13 protein-coding genes are annotated in these 16,322 nt (G+C 67.1%); 8 read left to right on the top strand and 5 right to left on the bottom strand.

Annotated elements, in window-relative coordinates; translation table 11 throughout:
- From infB to pnp, 7 genes are all read left to right on the top strand, one after another.
- On the top strand, positions 1-2,208 hold a 2,208-nt coding region (gene infB, locus LRP66_RS15185), incomplete at its 5' end, for a translation initiation factor IF-2 (RefSeq protein ID WP_230483443.1).
- Between the two features lie 29 nt (positions 2,209-2,237).
- Positions 2,238-2,627, top strand: a complete 390-nt coding sequence (locus tag LRP66_RS15180; protein ID WP_230483442.1) for a glyoxalase superfamily protein — start codon at positions 2,238-2,240, stop codon at positions 2,625-2,627.
- Positions 2,611-3,021, top strand: a complete 411-nt coding sequence (rbfA, locus tag LRP66_RS15175; protein ID WP_230483441.1) for a 30S ribosome-binding factor RbfA — start codon at positions 2,611-2,613, stop codon at positions 3,019-3,021. Before LRP66_RS15180 ends, rbfA begins: the two co-directional genes overlap by 17 nt.
- Before the next feature lie 144 nt (positions 3,022-3,165).
- Positions 3,166-3,777, top strand: a complete 612-nt coding sequence (locus tag LRP66_RS15170; protein ID WP_230483440.1) for a thymidine kinase — start codon at positions 3,166-3,168, stop codon at positions 3,775-3,777.
- Between the two features lie 10 nt (positions 3,778-3,787).
- Complete coding sequence (gene truB, locus LRP66_RS15165) at positions 3,788-4,810, top strand: tRNA pseudouridine(55) synthase TruB (protein ID WP_230483439.1); 1,023 nt, start codon at positions 3,788-3,790, stop codon at positions 4,808-4,810.
- 12 nt (positions 4,811-4,822) lie between these two features.
- On the top strand, positions 4,823-5,092 hold the full coding sequence (gene rpsO, locus LRP66_RS15160) for a 30S ribosomal protein S15 (RefSeq protein ID WP_230483438.1): 270 nt from the start codon (positions 4,823-4,825) through the stop codon (positions 5,090-5,092).
- A gap of 254 nt (positions 5,093-5,346) precedes the next feature.
- The gene (pnp, locus tag LRP66_RS15155; RefSeq protein WP_230483437.1) at positions 5,347-7,683 is read left to right on the top strand and encodes a polyribonucleotide nucleotidyltransferase; all 2,337 of its coding nucleotides are present in this window, start codon (positions 5,347-5,349) and stop codon (positions 7,681-7,683) included.
- A gap of 204 nt (positions 7,684-7,887) precedes the next feature.
- Here the strand turns inward: pnp and LRP66_RS15150 are convergent, their stop codons facing one another.
- Complete coding sequence (locus tag LRP66_RS15150; RefSeq protein WP_230483448.1) at positions 7,888-8,691, bottom strand: alpha/beta hydrolase; 804 nt, start codon at positions 8,689-8,691, stop codon at positions 7,888-7,890.
- Between the two features lie 105 nt (positions 8,692-8,796).
- Here LRP66_RS15150 and LRP66_RS15145 point away from each other — a divergent pair, with 105 nt between their 5' ends.
- Positions 8,797-8,961, top strand: coding sequence for an AAA family ATPase (locus LRP66_RS15145; RefSeq protein WP_230483436.1), 165 nt, complete (start codon positions 8,797-8,799; stop codon positions 8,959-8,961).
- 3 nt (positions 8,962-8,964) lie between these two features.
- Here LRP66_RS15145 and LRP66_RS15140 read toward each other — a convergent pair whose 3' ends face one another.
- From LRP66_RS15140 to LRP66_RS15125, 4 genes are all read right to left on the bottom strand, one after another.
- On the bottom strand, positions 8,965-9,957 hold the full coding sequence (locus LRP66_RS15140; RefSeq protein ID WP_230483435.1) for a glycosyltransferase family 2 protein: 993 nt from the start codon (positions 9,955-9,957) through the stop codon (positions 8,965-8,967).
- A 34-nt stretch (positions 9,958-9,991) separates the two neighbouring features.
- On the bottom strand, positions 9,992-11,407 hold the full coding sequence (locus LRP66_RS15135; RefSeq protein WP_230483434.1) for a M48 family metalloprotease: 1,416 nt from the start codon (positions 11,405-11,407) through the stop codon (positions 9,992-9,994).
- Between the two features lie 139 nt (positions 11,408-11,546).
- A complete protein-coding gene (locus tag LRP66_RS15130; protein ID WP_230483433.1) occupies positions 11,547-13,646 on the bottom strand; it encodes a RelA/SpoT family protein in 2,100 nt (699 codons plus the stop codon).
- Between the two features lie 264 nt (positions 13,647-13,910).
- The gene (locus LRP66_RS15125; protein WP_230483432.1) at positions 13,911-16,322 is read right to left on the bottom strand and encodes a ligase-associated DNA damage response DEXH box helicase; all 2,412 of its coding nucleotides are present in this window, start codon (positions 16,320-16,322) and stop codon (positions 13,911-13,913) included.

The raw sequence follows: 16,322 nt of genomic DNA, 5'->3' as shown, positions 1-16,322 counted from the left end.
AAGCCCGCTCCGGCGCCTGCTCCCGCTCCCGCTCCCGCTCCCGCTCCCGCGGTGACGACGCCGCCGGTCTTGGGTCGCGATCCCGCGATGCCCGCGCCGCGCCGCTTCTCGCCGGTGCAGCGTCCCGAAATCCCCAAGCCCGCGCCCAAGCCCGCTCCGGCCCCCGCCGCTGCGGCGGCTCCGGCGTCGGCCGCGCCGTCGGGCAATGCTTCGGCTCCCTCGGGTGGCGCGCCGCGTTCGATGCCTTCGGGTCAGCCGACCCCGCGCAACGCGCCCCCCAGCCGTCCGCAGCAGCGCGACCGCAAGGGTGACGAGCGTCGTGGCGGCAAGCTGACCGTCACGCGCGCGCTGAACGAGGACGGCGCCCGCGCCCGTTCGCTCGCCGCGTTGAAGCGTGCCCGCGAAAAGGAAAAGCGTGGCTTTGGCGGCCCGCGCGAGCCGCAGGTCAAGCAGGTCCGCGACGTGCAGGTGCCCGAGGCGATCACCGTCCAGGAACTGGCCAACCGCATGGCCGAAAAGGGCGCGGACCTGGTCAAGGCGCTGTTCAAGATGGGCATGCCCGTCACCATGACGCAGACTATCGACCAGGACACGGCCGAGCTGCTGGTGACCGAATTCGGCCACAACATCGTCCGCGTCTCGGACAGCGACATCGACCTGGCGCTCGACACCAGCGAGGATGCGGCCGAGAGCATGCGTCCGCGTCCGCCGGTCGTGACGATCATGGGCCATGTCGACCACGGCAAGACCTCGCTGCTCGACGCGCTGCGCGGCACCGACGTGGTGCGCGGCGAGGCGGGTGGCATCACCCAGCATATCGGCGCCTATCAGGTCACGCTGAAGGACAAGTCGAAGATCACCTTCCTCGACACGCCGGGCCACGAGGCCTTCACCCAGATGCGCGCGCGTGGTGCCGACGTCACGGATATCGTGGTGCTGGTGGTCGCGGCCGATGACGGGCTGATGCCGCAGACGATCGAGGCGATCAACCACACCAAGGCGGCGGGCAAGCCGATGATCGTGGCGATCAACAAGATCGACAAGCACGACGCCAATGCCCAGCGCGTCCGCGAACGCCTGCTCGAACATGACGTGCAGGTCGAGGACATGGGCGGTGAGACCCAGGACGTCGAGGTGTCGGCGCTCAAGAAGATCGGTCTGGATACGCTGATCGAGAAGATCCAGCTTCAGGCCGAACTGCTCGAACTGTCGGCCAACCCCGACCGGCCTGCCGAGGGCAGCGTGATCGAGGCCAAGCTGGACAAGGGCCGTGGTCCGGTCGCGACCGTGCTGGTCACGCGCGGCACGCTGAAGGTCGGCGACGTGTTCGTGGTCGGCGCGGAAAGCGGCAAGGTCCGGGCGCTGGTCGACGACAAGGGTCGTCAGGTCAAGGAAGCCGGTCCGGCGATGCCGGTCGAGGTGCTCGGCCTGTCGGGCGTGCCCCAGGCGGGCGACCTGCTGCAGGTGGTCGAGAACGAGGCGCGCGCCCGTGAAGTCGCCGAATATCGCCAGAGCGTGGTGCTGCAGAAGCGCACGACCTCGGCCCCGGCCAGCCTGGAGTCGATGTTCTCCGCGCTGAAGGCGAACCAGGCCAAGGAATATCCGCTGGTCGTCAAGGCGGATACGCAAGGCACCGTCGAGGCGATCGTGGCATCGATCACCAAGATCCAGTCGGATCTGATCAAGGCGCGCATCCTGCACTCGGGCGTCGGTGGCATCACCGAGTCGGACGTGACGCTGGCGGCCGCCTCCGGCGCGCCGATCATCGGCTTCAACGTCCGTGCCAATGCCAAGGCGCGCGAGATCGCCGAGCGGAACAAGGTGGCGCTCAAATATTACGACGTCATCTACGACCTGATCGACGAGATCCGGGCGGGCATGGCCGGCGAGCTGGGCCCCGAGGCGTTCGAAACGGTCGTCGGCCGCGCCGAAATCCGCGAGGTCTTCTCGGCGGGCAAGATCGGCAAGGCCGCCGGTCTGCTGGTCACCGAGGGTGTCATCCGCAAGGCGCTCAAGGCGCGCATCACGCGCAACGACGTCATCATCTACCAGGGCGAGATCAACTCGCTCCGCCGGTTCAAGGACGATGTCGCCGAGGTTCGCGCGGGTCTGGAGTGCGGCGTGACGTTCACGCAGAACTTCACCGACATCAAGCCGGGCGACTATCTCGAAACCTTCGAGGTCGAGCTGCGCGAGCGTTCGCTCTAGGGCGCGAAATAGGATAAGGGATGGGGGCTATGACCCGTGGATATGACGCCCCCATCCCGATCCTGCGCAGCTTCGATGCGGAGCATGCGCGGGCCTTCTACTTCGACTTTCTGGGGTTCGAGCTGGTGTTCGAGCACCGCTTCGAACCCGACATGCCGCTTTACATGGGTATCGCGCGCGGGGCGTGCGTGCTGCACCTGTCCGAACATTATGGCGATGCGACGCCGGGCTCGGCGGTGCGGATTCCGGTGGACGACGTCCATGCGTTCGTCGCCGAACTCAACGCCAAGGGACATGGCCACGCCCGTCCGGGGAAACCCCGGTCGATGCCCTGGGGCATGGACGAGATCGCGCTGACCGACCCGGCGGGCAACCGCCTGATTTTCTATACCGAACGAGATGATGAAACAGAGCAATGAACCCCGGGGCGAACCCTCGGTCCGCACGCTGCGCGTCGGTGAGCAGGTGCGCCACATCCTGTCCGAAATCCTCGCGCGCGGCGATGTGCATGACGACACGCTCGCCAAGCATCTGGTCAGCGTGACCGAGGTGCGTATGTCGCCCGACCTGCGCCATGCGACGGTGTTCGTGAAGCCGTTGCTCGGCAAGGACGAGGAGGTGGTGATCAAGGCGCTGCGCACCAACACCGCCTATCTCCAGCGCGAGGTCGCGACGCGGGTGAAGATGAAATATGCGGCCAAGCTGAAATTCCTGGCGGACGAGAGCTTCGACGAGGGGAGCCATATCGACACGCTCCTCCGCTCGCCCAAGGTCGCACGCGATCTGGCGGATGGGGAGGAGGCTGAGGGCTGAGGGCTGAGGGCTGGGGGCTGAGGCCCCGTCCTGCTGTCCTTGGCCTTCGACTTCGCTCACGCTGAACGGGGCGAAGGATGATTCGCTCGGGCATCCGGCCGTCCGCCGCTCGAAATCGTGGCGCCCTTTCGATAAGGGCCTGTCATGGCCAAGCTCTATTTCTACTATGCCAGCATGAATGCCGGGAAATCGACCATGCTGCTGCAGGCCGATTTCAACTATCGCGAGCGGGGAATGAACACGATGCTGTTCACCGCCGCGATCGACGACCGCTTCGCCTATGGCACCATCGCTTCGCGCATCGGCCTGTCGCAGCCCGCGACGCCGTTCCATGCGACCACCGATCTGGAGGGCTGTGCGCTGGATCGGCATGTCGGCACGCCGCTCGCCTGTATCCTGGTCGACGAGGCGCAGTTCCTGACGCCCGAACAGGTCGACCAGCTGGCGCGGCTGGCGGACGTCCATCGAATCCCGGTGCTGTGCTACGGCCTGCGGACCGACTTCAAGGGGCAGCTCTTCCCCGGTTCGGCGCGTCTGCTGGCGCTGGCGGATGCGCTGAGCGAGATCAAGTCGGTGTGCGTCTGCGGCGCCAAGGCGACGATGAACCTGCGCGTCGATGGCCAGGGCAAGGCGATCGCCGAGGGCGCGCAGACCGAGATCGGCGGCAATGATCGCTATGTCGCCCTGTGCCGCCGTCATTTCGGCGAGGCGCTCGCGGGTGGGACGGTGCTTGAGAGGATGGCAAAGCCCGACTAACGCCCGAGCGATGCATGGATGGATCATTCTCGACAAGCCGCTGGGGCTCGGTTCGACCCAAGGGGTGAGCGCGGTCAAGCGCTGCTTGCGCCAGGGCGGCTATGGCAAGGGCATCAAGGTCGGCCATGGCGGCACGCTCGATCCGCTGGCGACCGGCGTGCTGCCGATCGCAGTGGGCGAGGCGACCAAGCTCGCCGGGCGGATGCTCGACAGCGACAAGGTGTACGATTTCACCATCCGGTTCGGCGAGCAGACCTCGACACTCGATGCGGAGGGCGAGGTGGTGGCGGAAAGCGACGTGCGGCCGACTCGCGCCGCGCTGGAGGCGGTGCTGCCGCGCTTCACCGGGCCGATCGACCAGGTGCCCCCCGCCTATTCGGCGCTAAAGATCGATGGCGAGCGTGCGTACGACCTCGCGCGCGCCGGGGAAGACGTGGTGCTGGCGAGTCGCGCGGTGACGATTCACAGCCTCCATTCCTCCCCATCTCTGATGGGGAGGGGGACCGCGCTCGAAGAGCGTGGTGGAGGGGCGGGGACGCTCGCCACCGCTCCCGGCGCTGGCGCGCCGCCCCTCCACCATCCTTCGGATGGTCCCCCTCCCCAAGCCGAGCTTGGGGAGGATTTGTTGGAAGAGATCACCCTTACCGCGCATGTCTCCAAGGGCACATATATCCGCAGCCTCGCGCGCGACATCGCGCTGGCGCTCGGAACCGTCGGGCATGTCACCATGCTTCGCCGCATCAAGGCGGGGCCGTTCACGCTGGCCCCGGCGATATCGCTGGACAAATTGAACGAAATGGGGCAGGCGCGCACCCTTGAACAGATACTCCTGCCGCTGAGGGCGGGGCTGGACGACATCCCGGCTCTTGCTCTCGACCCCGACCAGGCAGGGGCGCTCCGTCAGGGGCGTGTGCTGGTTGGGATCGCCGTGGACGATGGCCAATATTTCGCGATGCTGGGTGAGAACCCGGTGGCGCTGGTAGAGGCCTTGGACGGAAACGTCCGGGTCGTGCGCGGCTTCAACCTCGATTAAGAAAGGACCACGATGTCGGTAACCGCTGAACGCCGCCAGGAAATCATCAAGGATCATGCCCGCGCCGAGGGTGACACGGGTTCGCCCGAAGTCCAGGTCGCGATCCTGACCGAGCGGATCCAGAACCTGACCGGCCACTTCAAGACCCATGCGAAGGACAACCATTCGCGTCGCGGTCTGCTGATGCTGGTCAACAAGCGTCGCTCGCTGCTCGACTATCTGCGTCACAAGGATGGCGACCGCTATCTGGCGCTGATCGCCAAGCTCGGCCTCCGCAAGTAACAGCGGGGCGCAAAGCCACCAAAAAAGGGCACTCCCATCAGGGGGTGCCCTTTTTTTATCGGCTGGTGTATGTAGCACCGGGCCGACCGGATGCCGCAGAAATCGCGCATCCCCAAAGCCTCTATGTCATCAAACCCGGTGAGAATGCCGGGTAGAGCAATCGGAGGATCGGCAATTCGGCCGAGCTCCAGAGCCAATTTTGGCTCAACCCATAGGCCCCGGCGGGATAGGCCCGTCGGAGTGAAGGATATTCCATGTTCAATACCAAGAAAGTGGCCATCGAGTGGGGCGGCAAGACGCTGACCCTCGAAACCGGCAAGGTGGCCCGTCAGGCCGACGGCGCGGTGATCGCGACGCTGGGCGAGACGGTGGTGCTGTGCGCCGTGACGGCCGCGAAGAATGTGAAGGAAGGGCAGGACTTCTTCCCGCTCACCGTTCACTATCAGGAGAAGTTCTCGTCGGCGGGCCGTATCCCCGGCGGTTTCTTCAAGCGCGAGCGCGGCGCGACCGAGCGTGAGACGCTGATCAGCCGCCTGATCGATCGTCCGATCCGCCCGCTGTTCCCCGAGGGTTTCTACAACGAGATCAACTGCATCTGCCAGGTGCTCTCCTATGACGGCGAGAATGAGCCCGACATCCTGGCGCTGGTCGCCGCGTCGGCCGCGCTCACCATCTCGGGCGTGCCGTTCATGGGCCCGATCGGCGCCGCGCGCGTCGGTTATGTCGATGGCGAATATGTCCTGAACCCGACCGATGCCGAGGCGCTGGCCGGTGACCTGGACCTGGTCGTCGCCGCCACGCACGACGCGGTGATGATGGTCGAGTCGGAAGCCAAGGAGCTGTCCGAGGAAGTGATGCTGGGCGCCGTCATGCACGCGCACAAGGCGTCGCAGCAGATCATCGACGCGATCATCGACCTGGCCGAGCAGGCCGCGAAGGATCCGTGGGAGCTGAAGGTCGGCGACGACCAGAAGGCGGTCAAGGCCGAGCTGAAGAAGCTGATCGGCAAGGACATCACCGCGGCCTACAAGCTGACCGACAAGCAGGCGCGCCAGACCGCGCTGGGCGAGGCCCGCGCCAAGGCGAAGACCGCCATGGCCGAGCGTACCCCGCAGGAACAGCTCGTCGCCGCCAAGCTGGTCAAGAAGCTGGAAGCCGAGATCGTCCGCACCGCGATCCTGAAGGACGGCCGCCGCATCGACGGTCGCTCGACCACGCAGATCCGTCCGATCGAGGCGGAGGTTCACTTCCTGCCGCGTTCGCACGGCTCGGCGCTGTTCACGCGCGGCGAGACCCAGACGATCGCGACCACGACGCTGGGCACCCGCGACGCCGAGCAGATGATCGACGGCCTGAACGGCCTGTCGTACCAGCACTTCATGCTGCACTATAACTTCCCGCCCTATTCGGTCGGCGAAGTGGGCCGCTTCGGCGCGCCGGGCCGTCGCGAGATCGGCCATGGCAAGCTGGCCTGGCGTGCGCTGCACCCGGTGCTGCCGTCGAAGGAGGAATTCCCCTACACCATCCGCGTGACCAGCGACATCACCGAGTCGAACGGCTCGTCGTCGATGGCCACCGTCTGCGGCGGCTCGCTGGCGCTGATGGATGCGGGCGTTCCCTTGAAGCGTCCGGTCTCGGGCATCGCCATGGGCCTGATCCTGGAAGGAAAGGACTTCGCCGTCCTGTCCGACATCCTGGGTGACGAGGATCACCTGGGCGACATGGACTTCAAGGTCGCTGGCACGTCCGAGGGCATCACCTCGCTCCAGATGGACATCAAGATCGCCGGTATCACCGAGGAGATCATGAAGGTCGCGCTGGCGCAGGCCAAGGAAGGCCGTGCGCACATCCTGGGCGAGATGAACAAGGCGCTGTCGTCGACCCGGACCGAGCTGTCGGCGCACGCGCCGCGTATCGAGACGATGACGATCGACAAGTCGAAGATCCGCGACGTGATCGGCACCGGCGGCAAGGTGATCCGCGAGATCGTCGCCACCACCGGCGCCAAGGTCGACATCGACGACGAGGGCGTGATCAAGATCAGCTCGTCGGACGGTTCGCAGATCGAAGCCGCGATGAACTGGATCAAGGGCATCGTCGAGGAGGCCGAGGTCGGCAAGATCTACAACGGCAAGGTCGTCAACCTGGTCGATTTCGGCGCGTTCGTGAACTTCATGGGCGGCAAGGACGGTCTGGTCCACGTCTCCGAGATCAAGAACGAGCGCGTCGAGAAGGTCTCGGACGTCCTGACCGAAGGTCAGGAAGTCAAGGTCAAGGTCCTCGAGATCGATCCGCGCGGCAAGGTCCGCCTGTCGATGCGCGTCGTCGACCAGGAAACCGGCGCCGAGCTGGAGGACAACCGCCCGGCCCGCGAACCGCGTGAACCGCGCGGCGATCGTGGTCCGCGCGGCGACCGTGAAGGCGGTCGCGGTCCGCGCCGTGACGGCGGCGATCGTGGCGGTGATCGTGGCGGCGAGGGCCGTGGCGGTCCGCGTCGCGACCGGGGCGACCGTCCCCGTCGCGAAGGTGGCGAGCAGGGCGGTTCGTCCGAATTCGCCGCTCCGGCCTTCTTGACCGGCGATCGTGACTGATCCACTGCCGTGAGGTAGGAAAGGGGCTCGGGGGAAACTCCGGGCCCTTTTTCGTTGGAAGGGAGTGCCCCTCCACCACCCGGCTGCGCCGGGCGGTCCCCCTCCCCATCAAAGAAGGGGAGGATTTGCGCACCCATTCCTCCCCAAGCTATGCTTGGGGAGGGGGACCATCCGAAGGATGGTGGAGGGGCATGGGGCCCAGCCTCACCGCGACCGCAAATCCATCCAGCGGGCGATCACCCCCACCACCTTGTCCTCGATCCCATAATAGCCATGCGGCGTCAGCGACCCGCAGGGATTGTCCGACCGGGTCACCCCGCCCGACACGGCGATCACCTGCACCATCGGACTGTGCTTCATCGCGGTGGCGATCCGCGAGGCATTGTCGGGCGAGGCGACCTTGCAGGCGTCATCGCTGTTCGCGATCACCAGCGCCGGCACGGTCACGCCCGCCGGATCGGCGTCGAACACCGTCTCGTGGCTGCCGCCCATCACCGACACCGATTCGGTCAGCACCACCCCGGCGATACTGCCCGGTGCGGCATGGGCCGCGCCGTTCATCGCCGCGACCGATCCCTGGCTGGTGCCGAGCAGGAAGACCGGTCCCGTCCCTTCACGATGCGCCAGCGCCACCAGATCGCCGATCACCCGCGCATAGCCGGGCGAACTGCGCCGCCCCCGCATATTGGCGTGGCCCAGCGCATCGGGGATCAGCACGCCGTAACCCCGGGCGTTCCACAGCCCGTGAGCCCGCACGACGAAATTGTCGCCATGCCGCAGCGTCCCGTCGCGTTCGATCCCGATATCGCCCGCGCCTCCCGGCAGCATCAGGATCATCCCGCGCGGATGGACGGGCATCGACAGCAGGACCCGCTGATCGGCCCCGTTCGGCCGGGGCATGTCGATGACGCGGGTGGCGATCGTCCGGTCCTGCGCCCGGCCGGGTCCGGATAGGGCCAGCGGACCGCCGACCAGACCCGCTAGCAGCAAGAGTTTCGCCCAACGCATCGCCACGACCTTTTCCTGTCCGGGATCCCTTGTAAGCGCGGCCTCTGCTGAACGGAGGCTGATCGCGCGCCTCGCTGGACAGCGTCTTGGTCGGCACCCGAGCTGATGATCCTCGACGAACCCGAGGCGAGGCTGCATCCCGACCTGCTGGCGCCACTCGCCCGGCTGATCCTGAAGGCCTCGGCGCGGTGCCAGATCATCGTGGGGTCGCACGCCGCCCCGCTGGTCGAGGATGCCGAACGCCCGCGCTGGACCTGGCCGTCGCGATAAGCGTCAGGCCGGATCCTTCGCCCCCTCATGCGCGCTGTATCCCAGCCGCGCGTGGCCCTGCACCGGGCCGGCCACATCGGCGACCAGATAGAGCGGCCGCCGCTTCGACTCGATATAGAGCCGCCCCAGATATTCGCCGATCATGCCCAGCACGAACATCTGCACCGCGCCCAGCACGACCGTCACGAGCATGGTCGAGGTCCAGCCCTGCACCGCCGTGCCCGTCAGCCAGCCGATCGCGATATAGACCAGCAGCAGCAGCGACGCGCCGGTCAGCGCCAGCCCGATATGGCTCGCCCAGCGTAAAGGTGCCGTCGAGAAGCCGGTCACCGCGTCGAAGGCGAGCGCGATCATCTTGCCCAGCGGATAATGCGTCTCCCCCGCATGACGCTCGGCGCGGTCATAGGGGAAGGGGACCTGGCGGAAACCGACCCAGGCGACCATCCCGCGAATGAAGCGCGCCTGTTCGGGAAGCGATTGCAGCGCATCGAGCGCCCTGCGGCTCATCAGGCGGAAATCGCCCGTGTCGAGCGGGATCGGCGTGTCGGTCAGCCGGTCGAGCATCCGGTAGAAGATCGCCGCCGTCGCCTTTTTGAACAGCGTTTCGCCCGCCCGCTTGCGACGCACCGCATAGACCACGTCGGCACCCTGCGCCGCCATGGTCGCGCGCATGTCGGTCAGCAATTCGGGCGGATCCTGAAGGTCGGCGTCGATGATCAGGATCTGCTCGCCCGCGCACAGGTCCAGCCCGGCGGTCAGCGCGAGCTGGTGGCCGTGGTTGCGCGACAGGTTGATCGCGACCAGATGCGGGTCGGCGGCGGCCAGCCGCTGCATCACCGGCCAGCTATCGTCGCGCGAGCCGTCGTTGATCAGGACGATCTCGTAATCCTCGCCGACCGCCGCGCGCGCCGCGCCCGCGATCCGGGCGTGGAGCACGTCCAGGCAGGCGGCTTCGTTATAGCAGGGAACGACGACGGACAGGGCAGGGCGCTTCATGACGCTGCCGGTTTAGCGGCGTCGGGCGCGTCCGTCACCCGTTGACGACGAGTTTGACCAGACGGCCCGGCGTCAGCGGTTGTTCGGGATCGAGGCCATTGAGCGTCACGAACCGCTCGCGCCGGTAGTCCGGATAGGCCATGCGTGCCGAGAGGCCGTCGATCGTGTCGCCGGGCTTCACCGCCACGATGCTGATCCGCTTGCCGCGAATGGCATTCGCCTCCGCCGTCGACAGCGGCGCGACCGAGGCGAGAAGCGGCAGGAACGGGCCGATACCCGAACCGGCGGGAGTCACCAGCGTGAAGGTATAGACGGCGGACGGGAAGCGATAGGCGACCACCGTCGCATCGACCGCACGATTGCTGGCCGAGGCGCGGGTCGTCACCCAGGCATAGGGAATGCCGTTGGCGGTGCCGTTCTGGAGCGTACCGGTCGGCGCGCCGGTGCCGAGCTGGCCGAAGCGCTGGCTGATCGCCTGGGTCAGGTCGGTCCCCTGGCCCAGCCGCATCTCGGCCTGCCCGCCCTGACCGACGATCGTCACGGCGTCGCTGCCATTCGCGATGGCATAGCCGTCCGGGGCCGTGAAGCGGAGCTTGAGGCCGGGATGGCGGAAGCTCCGGCCGTCGACGATCCCCTCCTTGGGGTCGTCGCCATAGGTCATGCCGTCGAGCATCCGCAGAAAGGCGATATCCTGTGGCGGCGTCGTTTCGGGGCGGCCGGTCTGCTTCGCCAGGGCGGCGGCGCGGCGAACCCGGTCGGCGCTGTTGGGGTGGGTCGAGGCCCAGGTCGGTACGGCGTTCGCCTCCTTGCCCGCCGTGCGCGCGGCAAGGTTGCTCGATGCCGCCAGCGAGGCGAGCATGTCGGCCGAGGCATAAGGGTCGTACCCGGCGGCGGTCATGTAGCGGATGCCCAGGCCATCCGCCTGATACTCCTGATCGCGGCCGTATTTCAGCGTGTAGAGCTGCGCGCCGGTGCCGACCAGCTGGGTGGCGACATTGCTGCCCGTCAGCAACCCCGCGCCCGCCGCCAGGATCGATCCGATGGTCGAGCGGGTGTTGCGGCTCTGCGAATGCCGCGCGGCGACATGGCCGACCTCGTGCCCCAGCACCGAGGCCAGTTCGGCCTCCGAATTCATCAGCGCGAGGAGCTGGCGGGTGACGTAGATATAGCCGCCGGGGATGGCGAAGGCATTCTCGACCGGCGAGTTGAGCGTCGTGACGGTGAAGTCGCTCTGCGCGCCCGACAGGCCCGACTGGACCGCGACCCGCTTGCCGACCCGTTCGACGAACGCCGCCTGCGGGCCGGTGTAGCGGCCGCCATATTGCTTGACGAGTTCGGGATTGGCCTGCGCCCCCTGTGCCTTGTCGGAGGCGGAGATCGACCGGGTCTGCTGGGCGACGACGGGCGTGGCGATCAGTGCGAATATGGCGGTGGCGGTGGCGAAACGCATATGGAGGCTCCCCTGTTCGAGCTTTCCAAAGCGCGTTGCGCGCGTGGGTTCCAGTATTTTGTTACGGCGGCGTCATTCCGGCGTCATGATGAGCGGCGCCCCGATCCTCCCCAGGCGTGCTCCGGGAGGGGAGGAACGATCAGACCCGCTCGACCGAACTCACCACGTCCGCCGCCCGAAGCGCCGCCATCAGGCGCATCAGATGTTGCAGGTCGTGCACCTCGACATCGATCAGGTTGGTGTGGAAACGCGTGTCGCGCGTGTCCAGCCGGACGTTGATGATGTTGGCCTTATGTTGGCCGATGATCGTCGCCAGGATGCCCAGCGCGCCGGGTTCGTTCTTGACCATGACGGAGATGCGCGCGGTCGCGCCCTCGCTGTCGTCGCCCCAGGAGACGTCGACCCAGTCGGTTTCCTCGTCCGAGCGATCGGCCAGTTCGGCGAGCACCGGGCACTGGATGGCGTGCACCTCGATCCCCGCATCGGGGCGGCGAAGGCCGACGATCCGGTCGCCGGGCACCGGATGGCAGCATTGCGCCAGGTCATAGGCGACGCCGGGGGTCAGCCCCTTGATCGAGATGGCGCTAGACTGCGGCGGCAGCGCGGCGACATCCGCACCCGCCGAGCCGGGCATCAGCGCCTCCATGACCGCCGCGTCGGACAGGGTACGCCGGGCGATGGCGATCATCAGATGCGCCTCGTCGGGCATCTTCAACCGCTGGAGCGCATGGGTCAGCGCGTCGGGCCCGATCTGGGCCGGAAGCCGCCGGACGATATCCTCGTACAGCTTGGTGCCGAGCGTCACCTGCTCGGCGCGTTCGGCATGGCGGAGGTGACGGCGGATCGCGGCCAGCGCCTTGCCGGTGATGGCCAGGTTCAGCCAGTTGGCCTGCGGCGTCTGTCCCGCCGAGCGCAATATCTGCACCTGGTCGCCGTTCGAGATGACGGTCGACAGCGGCACGACGCGGCCGTTCAGCTTGGCGCCCACCGCCTGGTCGCCCAGATCGGTGTGGACCGCATAGGCGAAGTCGATCGGCGTGGCGCCTTTGGGCAGCTGGATCAGCTCGCCCTTGGGGGTGAAGGCGAAGATGCGATCCTGGTACATCGCCATCTTCGTATGTTCGATCAGCTCCTCGGGGCTGTCCGAGGTGTCGAGGATCTCGACCAGATCGCGAATCCAGCTGACCTGCGCGTCATGGCGGGTCGCCTGCTTGTAGGTCCAGTGCGCGGCCAGGCCGTAATCGGCCTCGGCATGCATCTCGGGCGTGCGGATCTGGATCTCGATACGCGCATTGTCGGCATGGATCACGCTGGTGTGCAGCGAGCGGTATCCGTTGCGCTTGGGGGTGGAGATATAATCCTTGAACCGCCCCGGCACCATCGGCCAGCGGCGATGGATCAGCCCCAGCGCGCGGTAGCAATCCTCCTCGGTCGGCACGATCGCGCGGAAGGCCATGACGTCGGACAGTTGCTCGAAGCTGATGTGCCGCTCGTTCATCTTGCGGAAGATCGAGAAGGCGGACTTCTCGCGCCCCGTCACGTCGGCATCGACCCCGCCGCGCGACATCAGCAGCCTGAGCCCCGAGGCGATCTTGGAAATCCGGTCGCCGCCGCCTTCCTTCATCTGGGCGAGGCGAAGCGAGATCGATTCATAGGCTTCGGGTTCGAGTTGCTGGAAGGCGAGCATCTGCATCTCCTTCATGAACTCGTACATGCCGATCCGCTCGGCGAGCGGGGCATAGATGTCCATCGTCTCCTTCGCGATGCGGCGGCGCTTCTCCGGCTTCGCGATGTGATGGAGGGTGCGCATATTGTGGAGACGATCGGCCAGCTTCACCAGCAGGACGCGGATATCGTCCGACATGGCGAGCAGGAACTTGCGCAGATTCTCGGCGGCGCGCTCGCTCTCGGTCTGCGCCTCGATCTTGGACAGCTTGGTGACGCCGTCGACCAGCCGCGCGACATTGGGACCGAACAGCCGCTCGATCTCGTCATAGGTGGCGACCGTGTCCTCGATCGTGTCGTGCAGGATGGCGGTCGCGATCGTCTCGTCATCCAGATTCAGGTCGGTCAGGATGCCCGCCACCTCGATCGGATGGCTGAAATAGGGATCGCCCGAAGCCCGCTTCTGGCTGCCATGCGCCTTCATCGAAAAGACATAGGCGCGGTTGAGCAGCGCCTCATCGGCCTGGGGGTCGTAGTCGAGCACGCGGTCGACGAGTTCATACTGGCGGAGCACGATATCAGATTTGCGTGGTAGGGATGGGCATTGCAACATTTTTGATGCGATCAGGGTGATCGAGGTCTTCTTACGCCCCTTTCTTCTTAAGCCCCTCTCCCGGCAGGGGGAGGGGTTGGGGAGGGGCAAGAGCCACGGGGGCTGGTCTCTATGAGACCCGGTGCCCTCCCCCATCCCCTCCCGCCAGCGGGAGGGGCGCGGCCAGAGGCGAGGGTGGGGCGTGGCCTTCGACTTCAGCCTGAGCGAAGTCGAAGGCCACGGGCCTCACTCTCCCATCGCCTCCGCCGCCAGCGCCTCCGCCTCGATCAGCAGCTCGTCGTCCGCACTCCCCGTCGCGACCTTCTCGCGCCCGATCAGCACCAGCACCGGGACCGCCAGCGGGCTCACCCGCTCCAGATCGACGTGCAGCATCGTGCCTCCCGCCCGGTCGAGCAGATTCGCCAGCCGCCCCACATCGGTCATCCGCGCGCGCGCATCGTCCCACGCCGCCTGGAGCAGCAGATGGCCGGGCTCATATTTGCGCAGCACGTCGTAGATCAGGTCGGTCGAGAAGGTCACCTGCCGCCCGGTCTTGCGCTTGCCGGGATGCTGGCGCTCGACCAGCCCGCCGATCACCGCGACCTCGCGAAAGGCGCGCTTCAGAAGGTGCGACTGCTGCACCCAGTCGACGAATTCGTTTTCGAGGATGTCGGGCGAGAACAGGCTGGCCGGATCCTCCACCTTCTCCAGCCCATAGCAGGCCAGCGCATAGTCGCTGGCGACGAAGCCCAGCGGTTTCAGCCCCTGCGCCTCCATCCGCCGGGTGATCAGCATCCCCAGCGACTGGTGCGCGTTCCACCCCTCGAAGCTATAGGCGACCATGTAATGCCGCCCCTCGCGCGGGAAGGTCTCGACCAGCAACTGGCCGGGGCGGGGGAGGACCGAGCGACGGTCCTGCGTCTCCAGCCAGTCATGCACGTCCGCCGGAAAGCGATCCCATTCGCGGCGATCGGCCAGGAACGCGCGCACCCGGTCGGCGAGGCTGGTCGAGAGCGGCATCCGGCTGCCGCCATAGGTCGGGATGCGCGCGGGGCGGGAGGTGGCGCGGACGATCAGGTCCTCGCCGTCGATCGATTCGACCTCCAGGCTCAAGCCCGCGAAGAAGAAGGTGTCGCCCGGCGCGAGGGTGGCGGCGAAACCCTCCTCGACGCGGCCCAGCTGGCGGCCGTTGCGGAAGCGGACCTTGAGCATCGTCGCCTCGACGATGATCCCGGCGTTGAGGCGATGCTGCGCGACAAATTGCGGATGGGTGACGCGCCATGTCCCGTCCGCCTGCTGCACCAGCCGCTTGAACTTGTCGTAGGCGCGCAGGGCATAGCCGCCGTCCGCGATGAAGCGCAGAACCCGGTCGAACGTTTCGTCGTCCAGCGCCGAATAGGGCATGGCCGAGCGGATCTCGTCGAGCAGCGCGCCCTGCTCGAACGGGGCGGCGCAGGCGCAGGCCATGACATGCTGCGCCAGCACGTCGAGCGCGCCGGGGCGGAACAGGTCGGGATCCAGCTCGCCCGCCTCCACCGCGTCGAGCGCGGCGCGTGCCTCCAGATATTCGAAGCGGTTGCCGGGGACGAGAATCGCGCGACTCGATTCGTCCAGCCGGTGATTGGCGCGACCGATCCGCTGGAGCAGCCGCGACGAGCCCTTGGGCGCGCCCATCTGGATGACGCAATCGACATCGCCCCAGTCGACGCCCAGGTCGAGGCTGGCGGTCGCGACCAGTGCGCGAAGCTGTCCGTCCGCCATCGCGCCCTCGACCTTCGCCCTCGCCTCCAGCGAGAGCGAACCGTGATGGACGCCGATCGGCAGGCTCTTGTCGTTCGCTTTCCACAAATCCTGGAAGATCAGCTCGGCCAGACTGCGCGTGTTGCAGAAGACGATGGTGGTCCGGTTCGCCTCGATCACCCGCATCACCTGCGCGGCGGCGTAGCGGCCCGAATGGCCGGCCCAGGGGATGCGGTCCTCGGGCAGCAGGATCGAAATGTCGGGCGGCGCGCCCGGCTCGCCGGTGACCAGGCCGACCGCGTCGATATCGCCGTCGGGGGCGAGCCAGGCGCGATAGCCGTCCGGGTCCGCCACCGTCGCCGACAGCGCGACGCGGCGGAGTTCGGGGGACAGCCGCTGCAACCGCGCCATGCACAAGGACAGCAGGTCGCCGCGCTTGCCGGTGGCGAAGGCGTGGACCTCGTCGACAACGATGGTCTTCAGCCCGGCGAACATGGTTTCCGCATCGGGGTAGCTGAGCAGCAGCGACAGCGATTCGGGCGTGGTCAGCAGGATCTGTGGCGGCTTGACGCGTTGCCGCGCCTTCTTGTCCGACGAGGTGTCGCCGGTGCGCGTCTCGACGCGGATGTCGAGGCCCATTTCCTCGATCGGCGTGACGAGGTTGCGGCGGATATCCACCGCCAGTGCCTTGAGCGGCGAGACGTAGAGGGTGTGAAGCCCCTCGGTCGGCTCATCGATCAACTCGGTCAGGGTGGGCAGGAACCCCGCCAGCGTCTTGCCCGCGCCCGTCGTCGCGACCAGCAATGCGTGGCGCCCCGCGCGCGCTTCCTCCAGCATCGCCAACTGGTGGGTGCGCGGTTGCCAGCCCTTGGCGGCGAACCAGTCGGTCAGGGCGGGGGGAAGGGAACCGGGGGGCAT

This window comes from Sphingomonas sp. Leaf21 (assembly GCF_916858675.1).
In the GTDB taxonomy this organism is placed as follows: domain Bacteria; phylum Pseudomonadota; class Alphaproteobacteria; order Sphingomonadales; family Sphingomonadaceae; genus Sphingomonas.
This window is presented reverse-complemented; position numbering and strand designations above follow the sequence as displayed.

Excerpts from the sequence above, each read along its gene's own strand:
- LRP66_RS15125 (WP_230483432.1), bottom strand. The coding sequence starts at position 16,322 with ATGCCCCCCGGTTCCCTTCCCCCCGCCCTGACCGACTGGTTCGCCGCC.
- LRP66_RS15140 (WP_230483435.1), bottom strand. The coding sequence starts at position 9,957 with ATGAAGCGCCCTGCCCTGTCCGTCGTCGTTCCCTGCTATAACGAAGCC.
- LRP66_RS15135 (WP_230483434.1), bottom strand. The coding sequence starts at position 11,407 with ATGCGTTTCGCCACCGCCACCGCCATATTCGCACTGATCGCCACGCCC.
- truB (WP_230483439.1), top strand. The coding sequence starts at position 3,788 with ATGCATGGATGGATCATTCTCGACAAGCCGCTGGGGCTCGGTTCGACC.
- LRP66_RS15145 (WP_230483436.1), top strand. The coding sequence starts at position 8,797 with ATGATCCTCGACGAACCCGAGGCGAGGCTGCATCCCGACCTGCTGGCG.
- LRP66_RS15170 (WP_230483440.1), top strand. The coding sequence starts at position 3,166 with ATGGCCAAGCTCTATTTCTACTATGCCAGCATGAATGCCGGGAAATCG.
- pnp (WP_230483437.1), top strand. The coding sequence starts at position 5,347 with ATGTTCAATACCAAGAAAGTGGCCATCGAGTGGGGCGGCAAGACGCTG.
- rpsO (WP_230483438.1), top strand. The coding sequence starts at position 4,823 with ATGTCGGTAACCGCTGAACGCCGCCAGGAAATCATCAAGGATCATGCC.
- LRP66_RS15150 (WP_230483448.1), bottom strand. The coding sequence starts at position 8,691 with ATGCGTTGGGCGAAACTCTTGCTGCTAGCGGGTCTGGTCGGCGGTCCG.
- rbfA (WP_230483441.1), top strand. The coding sequence starts at position 2,611 with ATGAAACAGAGCAATGAACCCCGGGGCGAACCCTCGGTCCGCACGCTG.
- LRP66_RS15180 (WP_230483442.1), top strand. The coding sequence starts at position 2,238 with ATGACCCGTGGATATGACGCCCCCATCCCGATCCTGCGCAGCTTCGAT.